The 20,777-nt window shown below is 45.2% G+C and carries 18 protein-coding genes; all 18 read right to left on the minus strand.

Features of this window, described 5'->3' with window-relative positions; genetic code table 11:
- Nucleotides 1–36 precede the first annotated feature (36 nt).
- On the minus strand, nucleotides 37–882 hold the full coding sequence (locus P0G38_RS15235; RefSeq protein WP_275852824.1) for an aldo/keto reductase: 846 nt from the start codon (nucleotides 880–882) through the stop codon (nucleotides 37–39).
- Nucleotides 883–1,059: 177 nt separating this feature from the next.
- Nucleotides 1,060–1,401, minus strand: a complete 342-nt coding sequence (locus P0G38_RS15240; RefSeq protein ID WP_005232263.1) for a DUF1831 domain-containing protein — start codon at nucleotides 1,399–1,401, stop codon at nucleotides 1,060–1,062.
- Nucleotides 1,402–1,469: 68 nt separating this feature from the next.
- Nucleotides 1,470–2,609, minus strand: coding sequence for a cysteine desulfurase family protein (locus P0G38_RS15245; RefSeq protein WP_159161068.1), 1,140 nt, complete (start codon nucleotides 2,607–2,609; stop codon nucleotides 1,470–1,472).
- A 199-nt stretch (nucleotides 2,610–2,808) separates the two neighbouring features.
- Nucleotides 2,809–3,762 carry a mannose-6-phosphate isomerase, class I gene (gene manA / locus P0G38_RS15250; RefSeq protein ID WP_170920124.1) on the minus strand — a complete coding sequence of 318 codons (954 nt, stop codon included), beginning with the start codon at nucleotides 3,760–3,762 and terminating at the stop codon, nucleotides 2,809–2,811.
- 45 nt (nucleotides 3,763–3,807) lie between these two features.
- Nucleotides 3,808–4,824 (minus strand): serine hydrolase domain-containing protein, encoded by a 1,017-nt coding sequence (locus P0G38_RS15255; protein WP_275852832.1) that lies wholly within the window; start codon nucleotides 4,822–4,824, stop codon nucleotides 3,808–3,810.
- Between the two features lie 119 nt (nucleotides 4,825–4,943).
- Entirely contained in the window at nucleotides 4,944–5,645 is a 702-nt protein-coding gene (locus tag P0G38_RS15260; RefSeq protein WP_275852835.1) for a DUF624 domain-containing protein, read from the minus strand.
- Nucleotides 5,646–5,682: 37 nt separating this feature from the next.
- Complete coding sequence (locus tag P0G38_RS15265) at nucleotides 5,683–7,314, minus strand: extracellular solute-binding protein (RefSeq protein ID WP_005227227.1); 1,632 nt, start codon at nucleotides 7,312–7,314, stop codon at nucleotides 5,683–5,685.
- Nucleotides 7,315–7,379: 65 nt separating this feature from the next.
- Entirely contained in the window at nucleotides 7,380–8,273 is an 894-nt protein-coding gene (locus P0G38_RS15270; RefSeq protein ID WP_275852839.1) for a carbohydrate ABC transporter permease, read from the minus strand.
- A 22-nt stretch (nucleotides 8,274–8,295) separates the two neighbouring features.
- On the minus strand, nucleotides 8,296–9,210 hold the full coding sequence (locus P0G38_RS15275) for an ABC transporter permease (RefSeq protein ID WP_050759610.1): 915 nt from the start codon (nucleotides 9,208–9,210) through the stop codon (nucleotides 8,296–8,298).
- A gap of 417 nt (nucleotides 9,211–9,627) precedes the next feature.
- Nucleotides 9,628–10,449: a VOC family protein gene (locus P0G38_RS15280; RefSeq protein WP_015508862.1), complete on the minus strand. Its 822-nt coding sequence runs from the start codon at nucleotides 10,447–10,449 to the stop codon at nucleotides 9,628–9,630.
- 175 nt (nucleotides 10,450–10,624) lie between these two features.
- Nucleotides 10,625–11,386: an acetylglutamate kinase gene (gene argB / locus P0G38_RS15285; RefSeq protein WP_275852845.1), complete on the minus strand. Its 762-nt coding sequence runs from the start codon at nucleotides 11,384–11,386 to the stop codon at nucleotides 10,625–10,627.
- Nucleotides 11,387–11,421: 35 nt separating this feature from the next.
- A complete protein-coding gene (gene argJ, locus P0G38_RS15290; RefSeq protein WP_275852848.1) occupies nucleotides 11,422–12,612 on the minus strand; it encodes a bifunctional glutamate N-acetyltransferase/amino-acid acetyltransferase ArgJ in 1,191 nt (396 codons plus the stop codon).
- A 78-nt stretch (nucleotides 12,613–12,690) separates the two neighbouring features.
- Nucleotides 12,691–13,713: an N-acetyl-gamma-glutamyl-phosphate reductase gene (gene argC / locus P0G38_RS15295; protein ID WP_275852851.1), complete on the minus strand. Its 1,023-nt coding sequence runs from the start codon at nucleotides 13,711–13,713 to the stop codon at nucleotides 12,691–12,693.
- A gap of 146 nt (nucleotides 13,714–13,859) precedes the next feature.
- The gene (locus tag P0G38_RS15300; protein WP_275852854.1) at nucleotides 13,860–15,005 is read right to left on the minus strand and encodes an acetylornithine transaminase; all 1,146 of its coding nucleotides are present in this window, start codon (nucleotides 15,003–15,005) and stop codon (nucleotides 13,860–13,862) included.
- Between the two features lie 204 nt (nucleotides 15,006–15,209).
- Nucleotides 15,210–17,090, minus strand: a complete 1,881-nt coding sequence (locus P0G38_RS15305; protein ID WP_061053672.1) for an ABC transporter ATP-binding protein — start codon at nucleotides 17,088–17,090, stop codon at nucleotides 15,210–15,212.
- Entirely contained in the window at nucleotides 17,087–18,814 is a 1,728-nt protein-coding gene (locus P0G38_RS15310; RefSeq protein WP_008376197.1) for an ABC transporter ATP-binding protein, read from the minus strand. Before P0G38_RS15310 ends, P0G38_RS15305 begins: the two co-directional genes overlap by 4 nt.
- Nucleotides 18,807–19,475, minus strand: coding sequence for a TetR/AcrR family transcriptional regulator (locus tag P0G38_RS15315; RefSeq protein WP_005227217.1), 669 nt, complete (start codon nucleotides 19,473–19,475; stop codon nucleotides 18,807–18,809). Before P0G38_RS15315 ends, P0G38_RS15310 begins: the two co-directional genes overlap by 8 nt.
- 266 nt (nucleotides 19,476–19,741) lie before the next feature.
- A complete protein-coding gene (locus tag P0G38_RS15320) occupies nucleotides 19,742–20,773 on the minus strand; it encodes an LPXTG cell wall anchor domain-containing protein (RefSeq protein WP_275852860.1) in 1,032 nt (343 codons plus the stop codon).
- Between the last annotated feature and the right edge of the window lie 4 nt (nucleotides 20,774–20,777).

Below are 20,777 nucleotides of genomic sequence, written 5' to 3' on the forward strand. Positions count from 1 at the left end.
CTCCTTACCTTGGTGCTTTTTCTGTGATCAGCGTCTTTAAATCATCGCTAGCGGCTGCTTTTTCGTCGGTGCAGGAAACCGCGCATCGATTGCTGCCAATTCGCTTTGGGAAAAAACGATTTTGCAAGCTTCAATGTTCTGCAGCATATGCAGCGAGTCACTGGTTTGGGGGATCGCTAAGACGTGGGGTTGTCGAAGGGTCCATGCCAAAAGCAGCTGAAAGATCGTGCAGCCTTTGGCTTCTGCCAGCTCTTTCAACACTTCATCATTTTTGAAGTGGTGTCCTAGCCGATCGCCTTGAGCAATGGGTGAGTAGGCAATCACAGGAATCTCAGCCTCTGCCTGCCAAGGCAAAAGATCGTATTCGATCCCCCGGGCACCTAAATTATAGAGTACTTGGTTGGCGGCACATTGATCGCCGTTTTCTAACCGCAACAGCTCCTCCATATCTGCCACGTCAAAATTAGAGACGCCCCATGCACGAATCTTTCCAGAGGCTTTGGCAGCTTCTAGTGCGTCAACTGTTTCTGCTAACGGCACATCTCCTCGCCAGTGGAGCAGATACAGATCAAGATAGTCGGTGCCTAAACGCGCTAAGCTACGGTCTAAAGCTTTCGGCAATTCATCTGCGGAGGCATTCCAGGGATAGACTTTTGAAATCAAATAAAGATCCCCTCGTGTAAAGGGCTGGATCGCCTTGCCAACTAGCGTTTCTGCGTTTCCCTCGCCGTACATTTCTGCGGTATCGATGACAGCCGCTCCAGCATTGATGCCCGCTTGCAACGCGTCGATCTCGGCTTTTTCCTTAGCTGGGTCATCCCCCATATGCCAAGTCCCCATGCCAACGGCTAACACTGATTGCTTGTTTAAGGTTCGTTTCATCTGGATTCCTTCTTTCTCGTCTCAATTTATCCACTTTCTGAGAACGGCTTAGGTTTGTTTTCTATAGTATAAAAAGAAACCGCCAAAGATACAAAAGAAGTGTATCAATCCCATGCCTGCTTGGCGGAGTGACACACTTCTTGCCCTTTGAATGATGTAGCTGCTTTTGACAAAAGCTTACGCTTTGACAAACAACCCGCGGCTGATAAAACCATCCATTAAAAAGTAAAATTTTTCTTGCAGCATTTTGTGCTGTTCATCTTTGAAAATGTTGACTGCTTTTAACCCATTGGCTGTCGTGATGGACATCTTGAAGGTTTGCAGATCTTTTGCAACAGTGATTTTTAATTTAAAGCCTTCTTTGCTTTGGGGTGTTGCTTCAAGGCCGCGAATCAATTGGAAGTTGCCGCCGTTCGTTTCTGTAAAGCCATTGTCCCGCAACGTATATTTTTTTGCTTCAGGAGCAATGCGGTATTGGGTTGCTGCGCCTAAAACGGTTGCTGTTGTTTCAAATGCCATGTTCTTCACCTCTTTAACATCATTTCTTTCATTATAAATAGTTTTCAGCGAGATTGCTAGCTGTTCTCCTACTTTTTCGTGGCTAAGACAGTTTCTGCTAATAGCTGAGCAAATGCTTCGATTTCCGCCAATGTGTTGCCATAGCCAAAGCTGACTCTGACCGATTCCCGAATAGCTGGATGCTCTTTGCCCACCATCGCTTCGAGCACATGGGAGGGCTCCACATTGCCCGCCGTACAAGCGCTGCCTGTCGAGATCGCAGCTCCTTTTAAGTCCAATTTCATCAGCAGCAAGTCACTGCTGACACCTGGGAAACGCAGATTCAAAATATGCGGCAATTTGTGTGCTGGATCACCATTCAACTGAACATCGACGCCTTGTGCTGCTAAGGTCTCCATCAGTACATCGGCAAACGTTTGATATTGTTCCGCCGCTGCTTGCTGCGCTTCGGGGGTATGCAAAGAAGCTGCTTTGGCCATTCCCATGATGGCTGCTAAGTTTTCCGTCCCTGCTCGCCGTTTTTCTTCTTGCTCGCCGCCATGGAGTAGCGCAGGCAGCGACAAGCCATCTCGTTTATACAAAAAGCCGATCCCTTTTGGTCCGTTGATTTTGTGAGCAGAAATGCTTAGAAGATCAATACTGTTTTCATTGATTTCAAGCGGGATCTTGCCATAAGCTTGCACGGCATCGGTATGAAACACGGCGGGATGCTCCCGTAAAAGGGCCCCAATTTCTGCAATCGGCAGCAAATTGCCCGTTTCATTGTTTGCCGTCATTATGGATACTAAAATCGTATCGGGACGTAAGGCAGCCTCAACTTCACTGACGGCCAATTGCCCCTTTTGATCTACGGGCAAATAGGTCACCTCAAAGCCTAAGCCTTCTAAATAGCGCATACTCTCAATGACCGCCGGATGTTCGATCTGGGTCGTAATGATATGTTTGCCTTGTGCTTGTTTGCTAAAGGCTGTACCGATGATTGCTGTATTATCACTTTCGGTACCACCACTATTAAAAATGATCTCATGTTCTTTGACTCCTAGCTGCTGAGCGATCGCTTGACGAGCCAATTCTAATTGGGTGTGGGCGTCTCGACCATAATGATGAATGCTTGATGGATTGCCAAAAAATGTCTGCATCGTTTCACTCATCACTTTGATCACTTCTGGATGCAGCGGTGTCGTTGCTGCATGATCTAAGTAAACCATTCTTTTCACCTATCCTTCATTACTGCCATTATAACAAATCTTCCTCAGACGTCTATCGTGAGTGTCCATACGAAAAAACCTGTCAGTCAAAAGCGGAAAAATCGCCAATGATGACAGGCAGCTGAACGAGTTCAGCCTTACGAAAAATCAGGAACGTGTGCTGTTTTGCTCGTGCGGCTCACGTCACTTACTGATCGTTTTATTTTTTTCCAGGTTCAGAGGCAATGACAGTCAATTCACCAACCAATTCCCATTTCTTGATCGGGTTTGGCAAAATGCAGCTCGTGCCCATTTTTAGTTCATAGGAATGACCGTCGATCATCAAATGCCCATACCCATCGATCACGGTCATCAAGGTATAATCGGCCTTTTGTGCCAACGATAATTTTCCACGTACTTCCCACTCATACACATTAAAAAATGGCGTTTCAAGATAGGTAACGACTGCTGATTGTCCTTGTTTGACCTCACGGATCGATAATTCTGGCGTCCGTGCAGGAATCGTCGTCACATCGATCGATTGTTGGATATGCAGCTCCCGAGTTTGTCCTTGATCATCGGTACGATCATAGTCGTACACCCGATAAGTCGTATCCGAACTCTGCTGGGTTTCCAAGATCATGATCCCTTTTCCAATGGCATGGATCGTTCCACTTGGCACATAGAAGAAATCGCCTTTTTTCACAGGGACTTTTGTTAACAAATCATCCCAACGACCCGCTTCGATCATTTCCGCAAGTTCTTCTTTGGTTTGTGCATGGTGGCCATAAATGATTTCCGCACCTGGTTCGGCATCAATGATGTACCAGCATTCCGTTTTCCCTAATTCCCCTTCATGGGCTAACCCATACGTGTCATCAGGATGGACTTGAACGGATAGATCATCTTCCGCGTCTAAAATTTTAATTAATAATGGAAAGACTGGTTCGTCTGAATGACCAAACAGTTCTTGATGGTCTTGCCAAAGATCCGCCAATGTTTTGCCTTTAAAAGGACCATTTTCAATGACGCTCACCCCATGAGGATGCGCACTGATCGCCCAATCTTCACCGATTTTGTCACTCGGTAAATCAAAACCAAAAACAGAATGCAGGCGACTGCCGCCCCAAATTTTTTCTTGAAAAACAGGTTTCATAAACAATGGTTCCATAATTGTTCCCCTCTCTAGTTGTTCGTGCATATTATAGCATGAATCCGCTTATTCGGCAGATTCTTTTAAGTAACATTGCAGGATTTCGTCACGATGACCCAAGTAGCTTTCTCGATGATCCACTGGATGGACCCGATTCGATAAGAAAATAAACGCTTTTTTGTTAGGAATATCTACTGCGAGAAACGTGCCTGTATAGCCTGTATGAAATAATTGGTACGGCGCACCCAATAAGTCCCAGCCATAGGTGCGGGGCTTTGTGCTTTCAGGCGTCTGCCTCTGAGCCAGCGCCTGCATCACTTTTTCTGAGAAAAACGGCGCACCTTGCTGCTGACCATTTGCCAATAACAGTTGAACGAACAGCGTCAAATCATCCACGGTAGAAAACAACCCGGCGTTGCCGGCATGGTTTCCCAACACTCGTGCTTTTGGGTCATGGGTGATTCCTCTAAGGATACTGCCGTCTGGCTGCTGCTGGGTAGGCACGATCAATGGCAGCTGTGAAGGAGGAAAAGGCGGAAAGCCGCTGTTCTTCATGCCTAAAGGCGTCAAGACTTCTTCTTGAAAAATCTCGGTCACTGGTTTTTGATACAGCTCCTCCAATAAAAAGCCCAGCAAAATCGTCCCAGTATCCGTATAGCTGACCGTTTGACCGATCGTATCACTGCTTTCAAGCTGCAAATACGCCTTGCGCAAGGCAGCAGCATCCAACTGGTCTCGATGAGGAATCCACGTGTTGATGGCTGCCGTATGCGTCAGCAAGTGCTTGATCGTTACCCGATCGTCTTTAAACGCTGGCAGCCAACGAGTAAGCGGCGCCTCCATTTCGATTTTTCCTTGATCCCACAATTTTAACAGAACACTCGTTGTACAAACGACTTTCGTCAATGAGGCTAAATCAAACAAATGATCTTTCGTCATAGGTTCGGTTTTCGGAAGAAGCGCTGCCTGTCCGAATACATGGGTCTCTTGGGTTTCACCAGCGATAAAACGCAGCACCGCTCCTGGGAAAACGGTCGGCATTTTTTCTTGAATGAGCTGTACTGTTTTAGGGTACATTGTCATCGCTCCCTACTCGCTCCTTTCAGGCTTGTCTTGCTTCTAACTTTAGCACTTTTCTCCAATGAAAAAAACTACCCATTAAGGATAGTTTTCAGATTTTTTTCTAATCAGTGTTACATAGATTACTCGTCAGCTGGTGCAGCTTTTGCTTGCGCCTTTTGGATGATTCTCAAATAACTGTAACAGGCACATTGGCTACCTAGTCCCCCTACGATCAATCCCGCGAGTAAGGGATTGATCAAGACGAGCAGTAAAGCGAGGCCACTCAACAGCCCTAGCAACATCAGTGTCTGCAACGGTGCCCAAAAGATGATGAAAAAGCTTTTGATCAAGGCGAGCCGCATGGGTGCCGCCAAATGCACACTGTCGCAGATAAAATACAGCAACCACACGAGTAAAATGATACTTAAAAACAAATAACCGACAGCCAATACGGGCAGCTGAAAGGAATCGATTTGGCGATAAGAGCTTAACAGCAGCAAAGCGAGACTACCGAAAAAGAGGCCTGCGGCAAAACTGCGCCGATAATTTTCCCGATAGAGCCGCCAAAAGGTCCCTCCGATGGCCTGTCGTGGTTCTTGATAGTACAACCAGCGCCGCATGACCCCAAATAAAGCAAAGGTCGCTGGCAAAAGAATGCTAGGAAAACTAATGATCAAACCAACCAAAGAGAAAAGAAACTGACGAGGAGAGCTGGGGAAAATCAGCCCCAAAGCTAGCAATAGAACGGGCAGATTGAACAGTAACCAGTAGCCATTCAAAAGCAACATACTAGCTATCGCTTGACTGGCACCATACCAACGATACCATCGTTCATTTCCCATCAGTCCGCCTCCTTTCTCTAATCAGCTGATTTACCCTCTAGCGGGCTAAGTTTTGTAGATTTTGCTGCCATTTCTCTGTTTGATAATCCAGCAACTCTTGATAGCCCGCTGCTTGTGCTTGGGCTTCCGCCTCAGCAAAGATGGCACGCACTTCTTCATCGCTGTCAGCAAAGATCGCTGAAGCATTGGCTTCTTCAAAAATATCGTTGATCCGTTGCTGAATAATTCCTTCTGGTGAGTCTGGCATCGGGTTGATCGCCGCAAATTCCGTGTCGTCTTTTTGCGTGTCCCAAGTGATGGCATGCTGCCATTTCGTTGCCCAGTTCATTTGATCTTCTGGAAGATTTAACTCAAATTTTGTTTTGGTATTGTCTAAAAAGGCGGAGTTGCCGTTCCATTGGAAACTTGATGTTGCTTGCTCAATCTCTGAAACGCCTGCACTGTCTTCTGCATAGGCATCCGTAAATTGCGTATAGCCTTCTTCGTCAAAGCCATCCCAATACTGGCCTTCTGGACCAAACATCAAGATCGATTGGCCCAACGGTCCTGTCAACCAGTCTAAGAAGGCAAAGACTTTTTCTGGGTCTTCTGCATTTCTAGTAATGACACTGACATTCCACCCTAGCATTTCATAGGAACCTGGGAAAATATTGTCAGGATCTAGTCCTGGTTTTGCAATCGGCTCGATATAGAAATACCCCGCATCTGGGTTTTGTTCTTGCAAGATGTAATGGGCATCGCGAGCATAGTTGGACGGGCTGGCAGCCGCATAGACAGCTACACGACCACTGGTTACTTTTTCTGCCACCATATCTGCATCTTGGGTCAAGGTATCTTGGGTCATCAAGCGCTCACGGTACAGTCTTGACGCATATTCAATCGATTCTACGTAGTTTTCATTGGCAAAGATCGAGGTCAATACGTCGCCTTCAGGAACAGCGCGAATGCGGATATCTGCTGGTGAACGCCCTTCTGCAAATGCGGAGTACAAGACATTGATTCCTTGTCCGCTGACATCTGTTTCAAATGGAATGACATCAGGAAACTCTGTTTGAACTTCTTTCAAATACTCATAAAGATCCTCTGTTGTTTTCAATTCTGGCGCACCTAAAGCATCATGGATCTCTTTATTGACGACATAACCGGCATTCCCGAAAGGCTCCGAGCTATACCAGTTGGGAAACTGATAAAGTTTGCCGTCTTCTGAACGAAGCATGTTCAGGATGTCTTCTCCCGCCCATTCTTTCAAGTTTGGATACTTATCCAAGTAATCATCAAATGGCACTAAGGCACCCGCTTCTCGCAGCCGTTCCACATCCGACCCTCGATCAAGCCAAATAAAATCAGGTAGATCATCGCCAGCGATCATTGTGCTTAGCCGCTGTGCTGCATTCCCGCCACCATCGATTGCACGAATGTCTACCTTGGTCAGTTCTTTGATAGCAGCAGTTGCTGGATCATCTCCCCAACGATCCATCGTGTACCAATCATAATTACCAAACATCGTGATCTCCAACGGTTCACTACCTAATTCAAAGACCTCCGAACTGTCACGGTCATTCGCTGCCGCCCCATCACTTTCTTTTGTCCCTGACTCACTGCCGCAAGCAGCCAGTAAGAGACTCATCGCAGTCACTGACAGCACGCTTTTTAATACCTTTGCTTTCATTCTTTTATCCCCTTTCAACGTTTCGTTCCTTCTCCCCTCTAATCAAGAGAGTTCCTCCTGCTCTGCTAATCTTTCAACGAACCAATCAATACACCTTTTACAAAATACTTTTGGACAAACGGATAAACCATTACGATCGGCAAAGTCGCCACCATCATAATTGCCATTGATAAGGACTTGCCAGTGACACCAGTCATTTCCGCCAAACGTGCTGCTGAGCCAGAATCGATTTGACTCATTTGCGAACTCACCGTATTCGAATTCAAGACTCGTTGCAAAAAGGTCTGCAAGGGAATGAGATGATCTGAAGTAATGTAGATGCTTGGCATAAACCAATCATTCCAATGCCCAACGGCGGTAAATAGCGACAAAGTGGCAATGACTGGACCTGATAACGGCAAAATGATTCGGAAAAACGTGCCCCAATACCCACAACCATCAATTTTCGCTGAATCCTCCAATCCTTTCGGCAGTTGCTGAAAGAACGTACGGAAGATGATCATATTCCAAACACTGATCAGACCAGGAATGATCATTACCCAAAAAGAATCCATCAGTCCAAGTGAACGTACCACTAAAAAAGTTGGAATCAAGCCGCCGCTGAAGAACATCGTGAGGATGAAAAAAATCGTAATAAATTTTCGCCCCATCAGTTCTCTTTTTGACATTCCATATGCTGCCATCGCTGTCAGCATGATCGATGCAAACGTCCCGATCACTGTCCGTAAGACACTGATGAAAAAGGCATTCATCAAGCGCTGATCTTGAAAGACGATCTGATAGTTTTCCAACGTGAATTCTCTTGGCCAAAACGTGATCCCACCAGTCACCGTGTCACGTCCAGAATTAAAGGAAATCACCAGCGAATTCCAGAAGGGATAAAACGTCAAGAATGCAAGCGTTATCAAGAAGAGGTAAATAAAAATCATCATCGCTTGGTCGCCCCAATTTTTCTTCATTGTTCATTTCCTCCTCTGCTGATTACCATAAGCTGTGACCCACTTTGCGTGCGAAAAAGTTTGCTCCGCTCAAAAGAGTGACACTAATGACTGCTTTGAACAAACCAACAGCTGTTGCGTATGAATATTGAGAGTTGCTGATCCCTACCCGATACACATAGGTATCAATGACATCCGCCACATTTCTAAGAGCTGGATTGCTCCCCAGTAAAAGCAAATCTTCAAAGCCCGCATTCAATAAGTTGCCGATCTCCAAAATGAGAAAAATCGTAATGATTGGAACGATCGAAGGCAGAGTGATCAAAAAGACTTGCTGAAATTTCGTTGCGCCATCTAGTGATGCTGCTTCGTACAGTTGCGGATCGATCCCAGCAATGGCTGCCATATAGACGATCGAGCCAAAGCCAATCGATTTCCAAAGATTTGTCGTAACGATGATCGTCCAGAAATAGCGAGGGATCGATAAAAAGTTGATTGGTTCATCGATCAGGTTTAAACTCTCCAAAGCAATATTTAAGCTACCGTTATCCATCGATAAAATCGACATCGTAAACCCCGCCACGATCACCCATGATAAAAAGTGTGGGAGATAAGTAATCGTCTGCACCACACGCTTGAAGGCAACGTTCTTGACCTCGTTAAGCATCAATGCCAACAAAATCGGTGCTGGAAAACAAATAGCAATCTTTAGCACACTGATCATAATGGTATTCCGTAAAATTTCCCAAAAACGTGGTTCACTAAAAAAGCGCCGAAAATTATCAAAGCCGATCCATGGACTGCCTGTCATACCTTCAAAAATATTGTACTGTTGAAACGCCATCAAAATCCCGTACATTGGGATATAACTAAAAATGCCTACCAGTAAGATCGCAGGCAGTACCATCATCTGCAGATCCCACTGAGCAAAATATCGCTGTATCCACTTTTTTTCCATCACATCTACTCCTTGTCTTCCCAATTCCACCTTGTCGCACCCACAATAGAAACCGCATACAAAATAAACAACGAACAATCTCTGCGTCCAGAGCCATCGAATCTCGATTCTTTTTTATTATAAATTAAGAATAACCACAATTCAATATAATGTTTAGGTTTTTTGAATCATAATGGCTATTATATTAAGTTTTAAAACTAGCGCCTAAACTATTAAATAACAAAACAAGAAAAGCCAAAAAGATTGGACCTGCTCTGCTAATACAGATAAACTACCGTTTTTTCAATGATTGGTCTTCAAATCGATGTAACAGGTTTTTGCACTCTTTCGTGCGAAATAAAAACAAAAGTTTCTTTTTTTGACAAAAGAAAAGAAAAAGCAGAGAATCGGCCTCTCTGCTTTTTCTTTCATAACCTATTATTTTTTAACGATAAACCACCATTCGATACCGATCGCATCGTAGGTCGTCAACAACTTCCGTTTTTTGTCGATGAAGAACTCTTGGTTCTTCTCAGACAAGTGTTTTTCCAATGTATCGATATCTTCTTGACTGATGGAGATTTTCAAGAAGTCTAAGCCAAGCACCTCATGGGTCGGCAAATCGATCGTACCACCTTGTGCTTCAGTCAAGCCGACTTGGAAGTCACCATCATTGAGGATAAATTCCTTCGTTTCGGCTTCTTTTGTTTTCAAGCCTAAGCTTTCTTCTAAGAAAAGCTGCTCTTTGGCTAGATCACTGACGTTTAAATACAGCTTGCCAAAATGAGCTTCTTTTGATAAGCCAGCCGCTTTTGCAGGTGCCGCTTTGATCAATTCTGCTTCGTCTTTTGGTACCGCAGTTCCTGCGGGTGCTGTAAATAAGACTTCAATTTTGTTCCCTTCTGGATCAGCTATAATAAAGCCTAATTGATTCGCTTCATAACGAGCTTCTTCGAAAGCAATCGCTTTTTGTTGGGCATTGCTCGCGATAGTTGCCGCTTCTTCTAATGAGGATACGGCTAAGACGATGCGCTGCATTTTTTTGATCTCGCCGAAGTGATCGTTGGCACGCGGGCTTTCTTCCAACCATAAAACTTCTCTATCTAATCCTTTTAGACCAAAGATGGCCAATTCATTTTCTTCTCTTTTCAACTCAAAACCAAGTACATCCCGATAAAAGGCAATCGCTTGATCGCGGTCTTTTACCCGGATTGCAACAGTCAGCAACTTCGTACTGCTCCCCAATAAGAAATCTGTCATTGTTTCTCCCCCTACTTACATATGTACTCATTGTACTGATAAAACGAAATTCTAGCAAATGAAATCCCTACCTATTTTATTCTTTTTTTAGAGAAAATAAGAAGAAAAGCACAGAAAAGTCAGAATTTTGCATTTTTATGAGTAGAGAAGAGGCATTTGGGTGTTGCTAATGGCTTCAGCTACAGACAGCTGCGGCTGGACTTGCCGCGAGGATCTGGGTTCCTAAACGATCGATTCGATCGGTGATACAAACGGCAGCTACCCCTGCTTTCAAGGCTTTCTGCGCACTTTTTAGTTTTGGCAGCATGCCGCCTGTGACTACTTCTTCGGTGATCAAACGGGGGATCTCTTCAAAAGAAACAGCCGATAACCACTTGCTTTCTTGCTTGATCCCAGGGACATCCGTCAACAAATATAGTTTTTCGGCTTGTAAACTGGCAGCAACCTGACACGCTACTTCATCGGCATTGATGTTCAGCCATTGCCCCTCTGGGGTAATTCCTAGCGGTGCCAAGATCGGGACATGTTTTTTCTCTGTCAAGAGCTGCAGGAAAGCAGCGTTGATTTGTTGAACCTTCCCCACCTGTCCTAATTTTTCTTCATCAATGACTTCTCCTTGAATCAGTTGATCACAGCCAGCATTCAGTCCTACGGCATGGAACCCAGCTTGCTGGAAAGCGGTCGTGATCAGCGGTTGAACTTGTCCCAAAAGGACCATTCTAGTTACTTCAAGCGTCTGGGGGTCGGTCACCCGCAGGCCGTCTTTGATCGTGACTGTCAACGCCATTTTCTCCATCATTTCTGAGATGTAGTGACCACCGCCATGGACGATGACTACTTTTTTGCCCGCAGCTTGCCAATCTGCTATCGTCTCAAAGAATGACGGGGTTAAATTGTCTGAGGCGACACCGCCGATTTTTACTACGATCGTTTCCATCTACTCGCTCCTTTTTGTCTAGTACCTGATTTCTTTCAGGTATGATATAGTGCGTTGATTTTCACATAGTCATACGTCAGATCACAGCCCCAAGCGGTGCCAACACCTGCCCCTTCTTTCAGCTCGACAGCGACTTTGACTTCATTTTCCGCCAACTGTTCTTGCATGATGGTTTCGTCAAAAGCTACCGGTGTCCCTTGGACAAAGACGGGAATGTCGGCTAATGCAATCGATACCGTTGCTGGATCGATGGGTTGCCCACTATAACCCACTGCACATAAGATACGCCCCCAGTTTGGGTCTTTGCCAAAGAGGGCTGTTTTGACCAGCGGCGAACCGACGATGGTTTTGCTGATCATTCGGGCTGCTTCATCGGTCACAGCTCCACTCGTATGAGCTTCGATCAATTTGCTGGCGCCTTCTCCGTCCTTCGCAACTGCTTTGGCTAGTGCGGTCAGAACTGCTTTGAGCATCCCTTTAAACTCCTGATAAGCTGGCGTGTCAGCTTCGATCGTTGGATTTTTGGCTAACCCGTTGGCTAAAACTAACACCATATCATTGGTGGATGTATCGCCATCGACCGTGATTTGATTGAAGGTAACGTCGGTCAATTCTTTCAGCAGTGCTTGCAAGAGTGCTGGAGCGATCGCCGCATCCGTCGTAACAAAGGCCAGCATCGTAGCCATATTGGGATGGATCATACCAGACCCTTTGGCACAGCCCGCAACAGTCACCGTTTTGTCAGCGATTGTTGATTGGATGACACTGCTTTTTTCAGTCAGATCCGTCGTCAAAATCGCTCTTTGGAATTGGTGGGCATCCCCTTGCCTGTTTAGTTGCTGAATCCCTGCAGTGATTTTTTCCATCGGTAAGCTCTTGCCAATGATTCCGGTGGAGGCTACCGCAAAGGCTTCGGGACTCGTATGCAGCTGGTCTGCTGCCAATTCTGCCATCTCTTGTGCATCTTTTAAACCTTGCTCCCCGGTACAAGCATTGGCATTGCCCGCATTGACGATCACGCCTTGCAAGGTGCCTGCTTGCATTTTTTCCTTTGTAACGAGAATGGGTGCCGCTTGTACTTGATTGGTGGTAAAGACTGCCGCAGCACTGGCTGGCACTTCAGAGACGATCCAACCAAGATCGACTTTCTCTTTCTTCAGACCGCAATGCAGACCGTCGGCAAAAAAACCTTTTGGGGTTGCGATCGTTCCTTCGATTTCTTTCATTTTCTTTCCTCCTACTGCCACCTTTTTGCGGATTGTCCACTGGCTGACACGAGTATTCTCACGTGTCTGTTGGCTATTTTATGGGTATAACGGAGCTTGCATAAGACCGGTCGTTTCTGGTATCCCTGCCCATCGATTGAAGTTTTGGATCGCTTGGCCAGCAGCCCCTTTGCCTAAATTATCGATCACTGCGACAACGGTCAACATTTGGGTCAGCGGATTGAAACATAGGCCAATGTCACAAAAATTCGTTCCCGTCACTTGCCGCAGCTCGGGCAGCTTTCCTAACGGTTGCACTCGGACAAACGGATGGTCTTGATATGTTTTTACGTACTGCTCATAGATGTCCTCTTGCGAAATCGCGTCTTTGAGAGGCGCATAAAGCGTCATAAAGATCCCTCTTTTGACAGGCAGTAAGCTGGTAGAAAATTGGATCGGCGGCATTGCCTGATCCCATTGTTGAAACTGTTGCATGATCTCGGGAATATGCTGATGCTGATTTGGCTTATACATCGTCATGTTATCCGCAGCGGTTGCAAAGTGACTGCTGTCGGTCAATTTCTTACCAGCACCCGATAAGCCCGACTTGCCATCAAAAATCAACGTGCCGCTGAATAGTTTTTGCTGAACCAACGGCGCAGCCACTAAAATGGCAGCAGTCGCATAACAGCCTGGATTGGCGATCAAATTGCCAGGAGTCGTTGCAAACTCAGGCAGCGAATAGGTCGCGTGTGCCAACAACTCGGCAGGGGCAGCTTCTTGGTGATACCATTTTTGATAGCTATCCCGATCCTTCAATCGCAGATCACCAGAAAGGTCAATCACTGGAAAGTCATTTGCGACAAAAGTCGCTGCGAGTTCTTTGCTGATTCCAGCAGGAGTCGCAAAAAACACGAGTTGATTTTCCTTTTGGATTTTTTCTGCATCAAAAGGTTCGATCAACCGCTCTGTCAGTCCAATTAAATGAGGATACAAAACTGATGAATTTTCATGCATAGAATGACTATGCAAGGTGCCCACCTCCAATTGGGGATGCTGCTGGATCAAACGAATCAATTCAATTCCGGTATACCCTGTTACACCAACGATTGCTGCCTTCAAACACGTCACTCCTCAAAAGAATTTACTTAAGATTATAAGAAACTCCCATCGCTCTGTCAATGATTATTTATAAAACTATTCAAAATAAACTCGCTGTTATTCGGTTTTTATAAGAAAAAATGCCCAAAAAATCTATTTTTATACAATTATGCTAAGATCGCTTGTAAAATCGCCAAGGCTGCTTGCGTTTCCTCTTGCGAGATCGTTAAGGGTGGCAGCAAGCGCAAAACCTTGGTTCCCGCCTTTAATGCGAGGAGGCCTTGCTTCCGCAGTTGGGTCAACACGGATTGCAAGCTTTCCGAATCTGCTAATTCGATACCGATCATCAATCCTTTCCCACGAATCGCCTGCACTTTAGATAATCCTTGCAATCCGTCGAAAAACTGCTGCTGGCGCAATTGAACATTGACTTGAATGTCCTCTTCTTGCAACACACTGCAAACGGCACTAGCAGCGGCCATCGCTAATTTATTGCCACCAAAGGTCGAACCGTGACTACCTGGTCCAAAAGCCGTTTGCAAATGACTTTTGCCTAGCATCGCTCCGACAGGGATCCCGTTACCAAGCCCTTTGGCTACGGTAAAAAGATCAGGTTCAATGCCGTATCCTTCAAACGCAAACAGCGTTCCTGTCCGTCCCATCCCGGTTTGGATCTCATCCACCACTAGCAGTGCTCCCTGCTCCTGACAAAGGGCTGCCACGGCTTGGACCCATGCCACCTCAGCAGGGATCACGCCGCCTTCGCCTTGGATCAATTCTAAAAACACGGCTGCCGTCTGCTCATCTAAAACGGCTTGCAATGCCTCAAGGTCATTAAAGGGTACATACACCATCTCTGGTACCAGCGGACCAAACCCATCGTGAATACTGCTTTGCCCAGTCAAAGACATCGCGCCAAAGGTCCGACCGTGGAAAGATTGTTCAAAACTGATGACTTTGCTACGGCCAGTCGCTTTGCGAGCCAGCTTTAAAGCTGCTTCGTTCGCCTCAGCGCCGCTATTACAAAAATAGGCCAGATACGGCTCGTCTGATACGTTCTTTTGGTTTTGGGTCAGCTTTTGGGCAACTTCTTCTTGTAGTTGGCTGTCATATAAATTCGGCACATGCCAAATCTGCTCTGCTTGTGTCATCAAAGCGGCTTGCACTTTGGGATGTCCATAACCGAGATTGACAACCCCGATACCGCTCGTTAAATCTAAATATTGGTTCCCTTGCGAATCTACGACATAGCTCCCGCTGCCTTGCTGGATATCGATGGGCAAACGGCTGTAATTAGGAAAAAGATGACTCATTGGTTTCACTCCTTGTCTTGGATCATTCGAAATTATGTATTAATATACATTTTTATCTAGATAATTGCAATAAATATTTAAAATAAAGCCATATAAATTCATAAAAAAAAGAAAGCAGTGACAATCACTGCTTTCTTTCAGTCAACCTTTGGCGGTCTGTTTATCATCATTTGGGGAAGAATTTCTTTCATTACAAACAGTGGATCACGCCACTTCTTCTGAAAATTGACTGTTATAAAGGTCTGCATAGAAACCGTTTTGCGCCATCAATTCCTCATGGTTTCCAGTCTCAACAATAGATCCGTGATTCATCACGATGATATTGTCAGCATCACGAATCGTAGAGAGACGGTGAGCAACCACAAAGCTGGTCCGATTTTCTAACAAACGCCCCATTGCTTTCTGGATCAAGATCTCAGTCCGCGTATCGACACTAGAAGTTGCTTCATCCAAAATCAAGACGTCCGGATCCGCTAAGAAGGCGCGGGCGATCGTGATCAGCTGACGTTGACCTTGGGAGATGTTGCTGGCTTCTTCATTCAAGACCGTATCATAGCCTTCTGGCAATTTGCGAACAAAATCATCCACATGGGCAGCCTTCGCCGCAGCAATCACTTGTTCTTTGGTCGCTTTTTCATTTCCATAATGAATGTTGTCATAGATGGAGCCGGTAAACAACCACGTATCTTGCAGCACCATCGAGATATTACTACGCAATTCATCACGAGTCAAGTCTCGGGTATCTCTGCCATCATAACGAATGCTACCGCCAGAAACATCATAAAAACGTTCCAAGAGATTGATCAGCGTGGTTTTCCCAGCGCCGGTTGGTCCTACGATAGCCACCATCTCACCAGCTTTGACATCCAAATTAAAATCGGTCATCAATAATTTGTCTGGGGCATAACCAAATTGAACATGATCGAAACGAACTTTGTATTCACTGTCTTCCACTGGTAAACCAGAAGGCTCATCATTCATTTCTTCTTCATCCAAGACTTCAAAGACCCGTTCGGCAGATGCAACGGTTGATTGGATGGTGTTTAGCAAACTAGCGATTTGAGTGATCGGTTGAGAGAATTGATTGGTGTATTGCAAGAATGCTTGCACATCCCCTAACGTCATGTTCCCATTCGCTACCTTGATTCCACCAAGGACAGCCACGAAGACATAGCCTAAGTTTTTAATGAAGTTCATCAAGGGCATAATAATCGCTGAAATAAATTGGGCTTTCCAACCAGCAGAATACAGACGGTCATTTTCTTCTTCAAAAACGACTTGATCGGCAGCTTCATGGTTGAAGGTTTTGACTACTGTATGACCGCCGTAAGTTTCTTCGACTTGGTCATTGAGCAATCCTAAACTTTTTTGTTGGGCCGCAAAGAATTTTTGCGATTTTGGTGCGACGATCATCACGACGATCAAGCTTAAAGGAACCGTTGCTAAAGCAATCAAAGTCAGTTGCCAACTGATCGTCAGCATCATCCACAAAACCCCGATAAAGGTCACGACACTCGTAATAAATTGGGTCAAGTTTTGTTGCAGGGTACTTGCGATATTATCCATATCATTGATTGCCCGTGACATGATATCCCCATTTGAGTGAGTATCATAGTAAGAGATCGGCAAGCGGTTCATTTTTTCATCTAAGTCTCGACGCAGCTCATAAACCGTTCGTTGAGAGACACGGGTCATAATAAACTGTTGTAGAAAGTTGAAGACGGCTGAAATCACATACATGCCGATCGCGATCAAAATGATTTGACCAACTTTCTCAAAATCGATAGGAAATTCTGTCACCTGTTGGCCGGCTTGCATCTGCTGCGTACCGATCATGACCCCTTTAAAAATTTCAGTGGTCGCTTCCCCTAAAATTTTCGGTGTTTGGATTTGGAAGATCACGGCTGCGATCGCTAAAACGAAGACGGCAATGATAGCGATGGAGCGTTTCGACATGTACCCGAAAAGCCGTTTGACCGTCCCCCAAAAGTTTTTTGGTTTTGGTCCTTTGGCACCGATGTTACGGCCCGGGCCGCCACCCATTGGTCCGCCACGGTGTTGTGTTGTTGTTTTCTTTTCACTCATGCAAGATCCTCCTCTCTCAATTGTGAAGAAACGATTTCTTGATAGGTTTCATTGTCTGCCATTAATGATTCATGGGTCCCTTTCCCTACGAGTTGTCCTTCATCCAATACTAAGATCGTATCGGCATCCATGACGGTGCTGACCCGTTGGGCAACCACGACCATGATGCTGTCTTGCATGTCGCGTTTCAGCGCTGCTCGTAAGTTTGCATCGGTTTTGAAGTCCAATGCGGAGAAGGAATCATCAAAGACATAGACATCTGCTTGTTTCACTAACGCACGAGCAATCGCTAAACGTTGACGTTGTCCACCAGAGAAGTTGCCGCCGCCTTGTTCTACACGGCTATCTAAGCCATCTGCCAGTTCGGAGACAAAATCTTTGGCTTGGGCGATCTCTAATGCTTGCCAGATTTCTTCGTCTGTCGCATCAGGTTTTCCATATTTCATATTTTCACGAATGGTACCGGAAAACAGTACCGCTTTTTGCGGAACAAAGCCCACGACTTCTCGTAGATTATGCTGGGTGATTTCTGCAATATTGACCCCATTGATTTTGATTGCACCAGACTCCACATCGTACAAACGAGGCAAGAGATTGACTAATGTCGTTTTCCCTGAGCCCGTCCCACCGATGATGGCAACAAAATCACCAGATTTTGCTTGGAAGTCGATATCTTCCAACGCCAATTTCTCAGCGCCTTGGTAGCGATACGCCACATGGTCAAAAGTCAAGGTTGCTTGATCCCCTTGTAAGCTCAATGTCGCTGGTGTTTTTGGATCGAGAATTTCATCTTCTTCATTTAAGACTTCGTTGATCCGATCAGCTGATGCTTGGGCTCTTGGCACCATCACGAAGATCATGGACAGCATCATAAAGCTGATCAAAATTTGCATCGCATAAGTCATAAACGCAATCAGGTTCCCGACTTCTAAGGTCATTTCGGCAATATAATGACCACCAAACCATGTGATGGCAATGTTCGTTCCACTCATGATCAACGTCATCAAAGGCATCATCAAGGCCACGATGGTATTTACTTTAATCGCGGTGTGGGTGTAATCTTTGTTGGCTTGATCAAAGCGGTTTGCTTCATAATCCGTTTTGTCAAATGCCCGAATGACCCGGACCCCCGTCAAGCCTTCACGAAAGACTAAGTTCAAACGGTCGGTTTTCTTTTGCATACTTTTGAATAAAGGAACGGCAAAATACATAATACCGCCGACTAATACTAGCATGATAGGAATAACGACTAAAAAGATCCGTGTTAACTGGGCATCTTTTTGGTAGGCCAAGAAGCTCGCCCCAATCAGTGTGATCGGTGCATTGATCATCATACGTAAAAACATTTGCGTCACCATTTGAATTTGGTTGACGTCGTTGGTGGTCCGCGTGATTAATGATGCGGTCCCAAATTTATCGAAAGAACGAGAAGAAAAATTCTCAACTTTTTGGTAAATGTCCGAACGTAGTTTTTGTCCTAATTTTTGTGATTCTCTTGTTGCGAAATACGTATTTCCTAAAGCGGCGATGATACTGATCAATGAAAAGCCGATCATGTAAAAGCCGGTTTTCCAAATGTAATCAATGTCGCCTGTCGCCACCCCATTGTTGATAATATTGGAAGTCAATGTCGGTAGATACAAATCAGAAACGACTTGGATCACCATAAACACCACTGCCATGATTATGGAAATGACGGATACGCGTTTTATCAGCTTAATCATAGGTTTCCCCTCTTTCTTTTTTTGCGCCCTCTCTTAACCAGCGGACTTTACTGTTGAAATCAGCGATCGCTTCGGCAGGATCATAGTCTGGATCAAACGCTGATTGGCGATAGGCTTCGGCAATCGTCGAAAAGACGGTATGCATCAGCAGCTGGATCAGCATTTTCAACTCATGGTCGTCTTTGACTTTCAATAAATCTTTGTCGACCTCTGACAAAAAGATGGCTTGCTGCTTCTGCCGATCGGCTTTGTTTTCTTGATGCATCTTGTGCTGCATCTCTGGCACGACTTTATGGAAGGAACGATAATCCATACTCATAAATAAATTGCGGTAAAAGTTTGCGTTTTTGCCTTTGAAAACCTCGGCGATCATCCGTGAAAAGTACCATTCGAACCCCGCAAACAGATCCCCGTTTTCATGTTGGATCGATTTCAGCAGATCTCGCTGACTATTTTTTTTCAACGTATGGAAATAATAGTAATAAAGATCTTCTTTGTTTTCGAAGTATTGGTAAAAACTCCCGCGAGGAATCTCGGCATCTTTGATGATGTTGGCGATCGAGGCGTCTTTGAGCGGCAGTCTTGAGAATTCTTTTTTCGCCGCATTTAAGATGCGCTTTTGTTTTTCTGGCGGCAAGTGAAAAAATGTATCGGTCGGCATCACAAGCAACTCCTTTCTAATTTAAAATAAATCACAGCTCTCGATATGACACGTTGTCATATGACACTGTGTCATTATACACCCCTCACCAGAGAATGCAAGAATTTAAATTTGACTTTTTTATGAAGGAATCGATTCTGGTCTTTTTATAAAGGGCGTTATTTGAAAAGAAATAACCAATGAAATTTCTGAAAACAAAAAACCTTCGTTTCCCTGATGGAAAACGAAGGTTGCTATTTTTTCATTCTGACGATTATAAATAACAATCATTTTTTCTTGCGGCGCCATAGAATCAAGAAAACAATCAGCAGCAGGATAACACCTGCGATCAGTAAGGTATAGCTTGGCGCTTCATTGGTTTTAGGTAATGTTTTTTCACCATCGGCAGTAGCGTTGGCCTCTTTCGAAGAAGTCGTTGTCGCTGTTTCTTGAGCACTCGTCGATGTTGCGGTCGCTTCTTCAGTCGTACTCGTTTGCGTGCCTGTAGGCAGATACATGGAATCATTTGCCGCTTGAATGATATACGAGATCCGTCCTGGGACAAAGGCACCTGGATCGATTTGCATCTCTTGTTCCATCTGATTTAAATTGGTCAAAATTGAGATCATCCATTCGTTGGAAACGGCTTGATTCAAATGTAAAAAGACTCCGTCTGCTGGATAGACGACCCGTAAATATTCCTGCAGCTGATCCACAACAGGAATCAAGTCAGCAAAACTGGCGTAGCTATTCGCATCAAAAGCCAATTGCGGCTCAATGGCTTCCCAGGATAACGTATGATCGACAAACAAGGCACCGATGATTTTTGCTAAGTAAGCAATATCAAAGCCCATCGCATCACTGGAATAACGTAGCGCCAGGCGATTGCCATTGGTCAATTCTTCATCTGTCAACTGGTCCAACTGTTCTTGGGTAAATGCGGTCACACTTCCTTCAGTGATCCCTTGGGTTAAGGCGCTACGCAGCGAACTAGGTTCATCGGCTAACGTGTTGATCTCACTGACATCTTGCGTCCCCGTCTCTGCTTGGATCGAGGCAATAACAGCTTCGGAATCGACTGGTTCTTGATTCTCGGTAGTCGTAGTTTCTGAAGCAGCGGATTGATCCGTCTCTTGATTTTCTACTGTACTTTCTTGGACAGCAGCTTGTGTCTGATCCGTTCCTGATTGCTCCTCTGATGAAAGCGTCTCGCTAACGGCAGCCTGATTGCCACTTTCACTCGTAGCTGTTTCATCTGCATGAACCATCAGTGGTGAAAAAGCCAGCGTCATTAGTCCGAACCAAATTATTTTTTTCATCCTC

Origin of the sequence: Enterococcus casseliflavus, from assembly GCF_029215545.1 — a bacterium.
GTDB classification, from domain to species: domain Bacteria; phylum Bacillota; class Bacilli; order Lactobacillales; family Enterococcaceae; genus Enterococcus_D; species Enterococcus_D casseliflavus.

Coding starts and splice junctions, on each gene's coding strand:
- P0G38_RS15320 (WP_275852860.1), bottom strand. CDS start 20,773: ATGAAAAAAATAATTTGGTTCGGACTAATGACGCTGGCTTTTTCACCA.
- P0G38_RS15240 (WP_005232263.1), bottom strand. CDS start 1,401: ATGGCATTTGAAACAACAGCAACCGTTTTAGGCGCAGCAACCCAATAC.
- P0G38_RS15305 (WP_061053672.1), bottom strand. CDS start 17,090: ATGAGTGAAAAGAAAACAACAACACAACACCGTGGCGGACCAATGGGT.
- P0G38_RS15235 (WP_275852824.1), bottom strand. CDS start 882: ATGAAACGAACCTTAAACAAGCAATCAGTGTTAGCCGTTGGCATGGGG.
- P0G38_RS15270 (WP_275852839.1), bottom strand. CDS start 8,273: ATGAAGAAAAATTGGGGCGACCAAGCGATGATGATTTTTATTTACCTC.
- P0G38_RS15280 (WP_015508862.1), bottom strand. CDS start 10,449: ATGACAGATTTCTTATTGGGGAGCAGTACGAAGTTGCTGACTGTTGCA.
- P0G38_RS15265 (WP_005227227.1), bottom strand. CDS start 7,314: ATGAAAGCAAAGGTATTAAAAAGCGTGCTGTCAGTGACTGCGATGAGT.
- P0G38_RS15260 (WP_275852835.1), bottom strand. CDS start 5,645: ATGGGAAATGAACGATGGTATCGTTGGTATGGTGCCAGTCAAGCGATA.
- P0G38_RS15245 (WP_159161068.1), bottom strand. CDS start 2,609: ATGGTTTACTTAGATCATGCAGCAACGACACCGCTGCATCCAGAAGTG.
- P0G38_RS15300 (WP_275852854.1), bottom strand. CDS start 15,005: ATGAGTCATCTTTTTCCTAATTACAGCCGTTTGCCCATCGATATCCAG.
- P0G38_RS15315 (WP_005227217.1), bottom strand. CDS start 19,475: ATGCCGACCGATACATTTTTTCACTTGCCGCCAGAAAAACAAAAGCGC.
- P0G38_RS15310 (WP_008376197.1), bottom strand. CDS start 18,814: ATGATTAAGCTGATAAAACGCGTATCCGTCATTTCCATAATCATGGCA.
- argB (WP_275852845.1), bottom strand. CDS start 11,386: ATGGAAACGATCGTAGTAAAAATCGGCGGTGTCGCCTCAGACAATTTA.
- argJ (WP_275852848.1), bottom strand. CDS start 12,612: ATGAAAGAAATCGAAGGAACGATCGCAACCCCAAAAGGTTTTTTTGCC.
- P0G38_RS15275 (WP_050759610.1), bottom strand. CDS start 9,210: ATGGAAAAAAAGTGGATACAGCGATATTTTGCTCAGTGGGATCTGCAG.
- P0G38_RS15255 (WP_275852832.1), bottom strand. CDS start 4,824: ATGACAATGTACCCTAAAACAGTACAGCTCATTCAAGAAAAAATGCCG.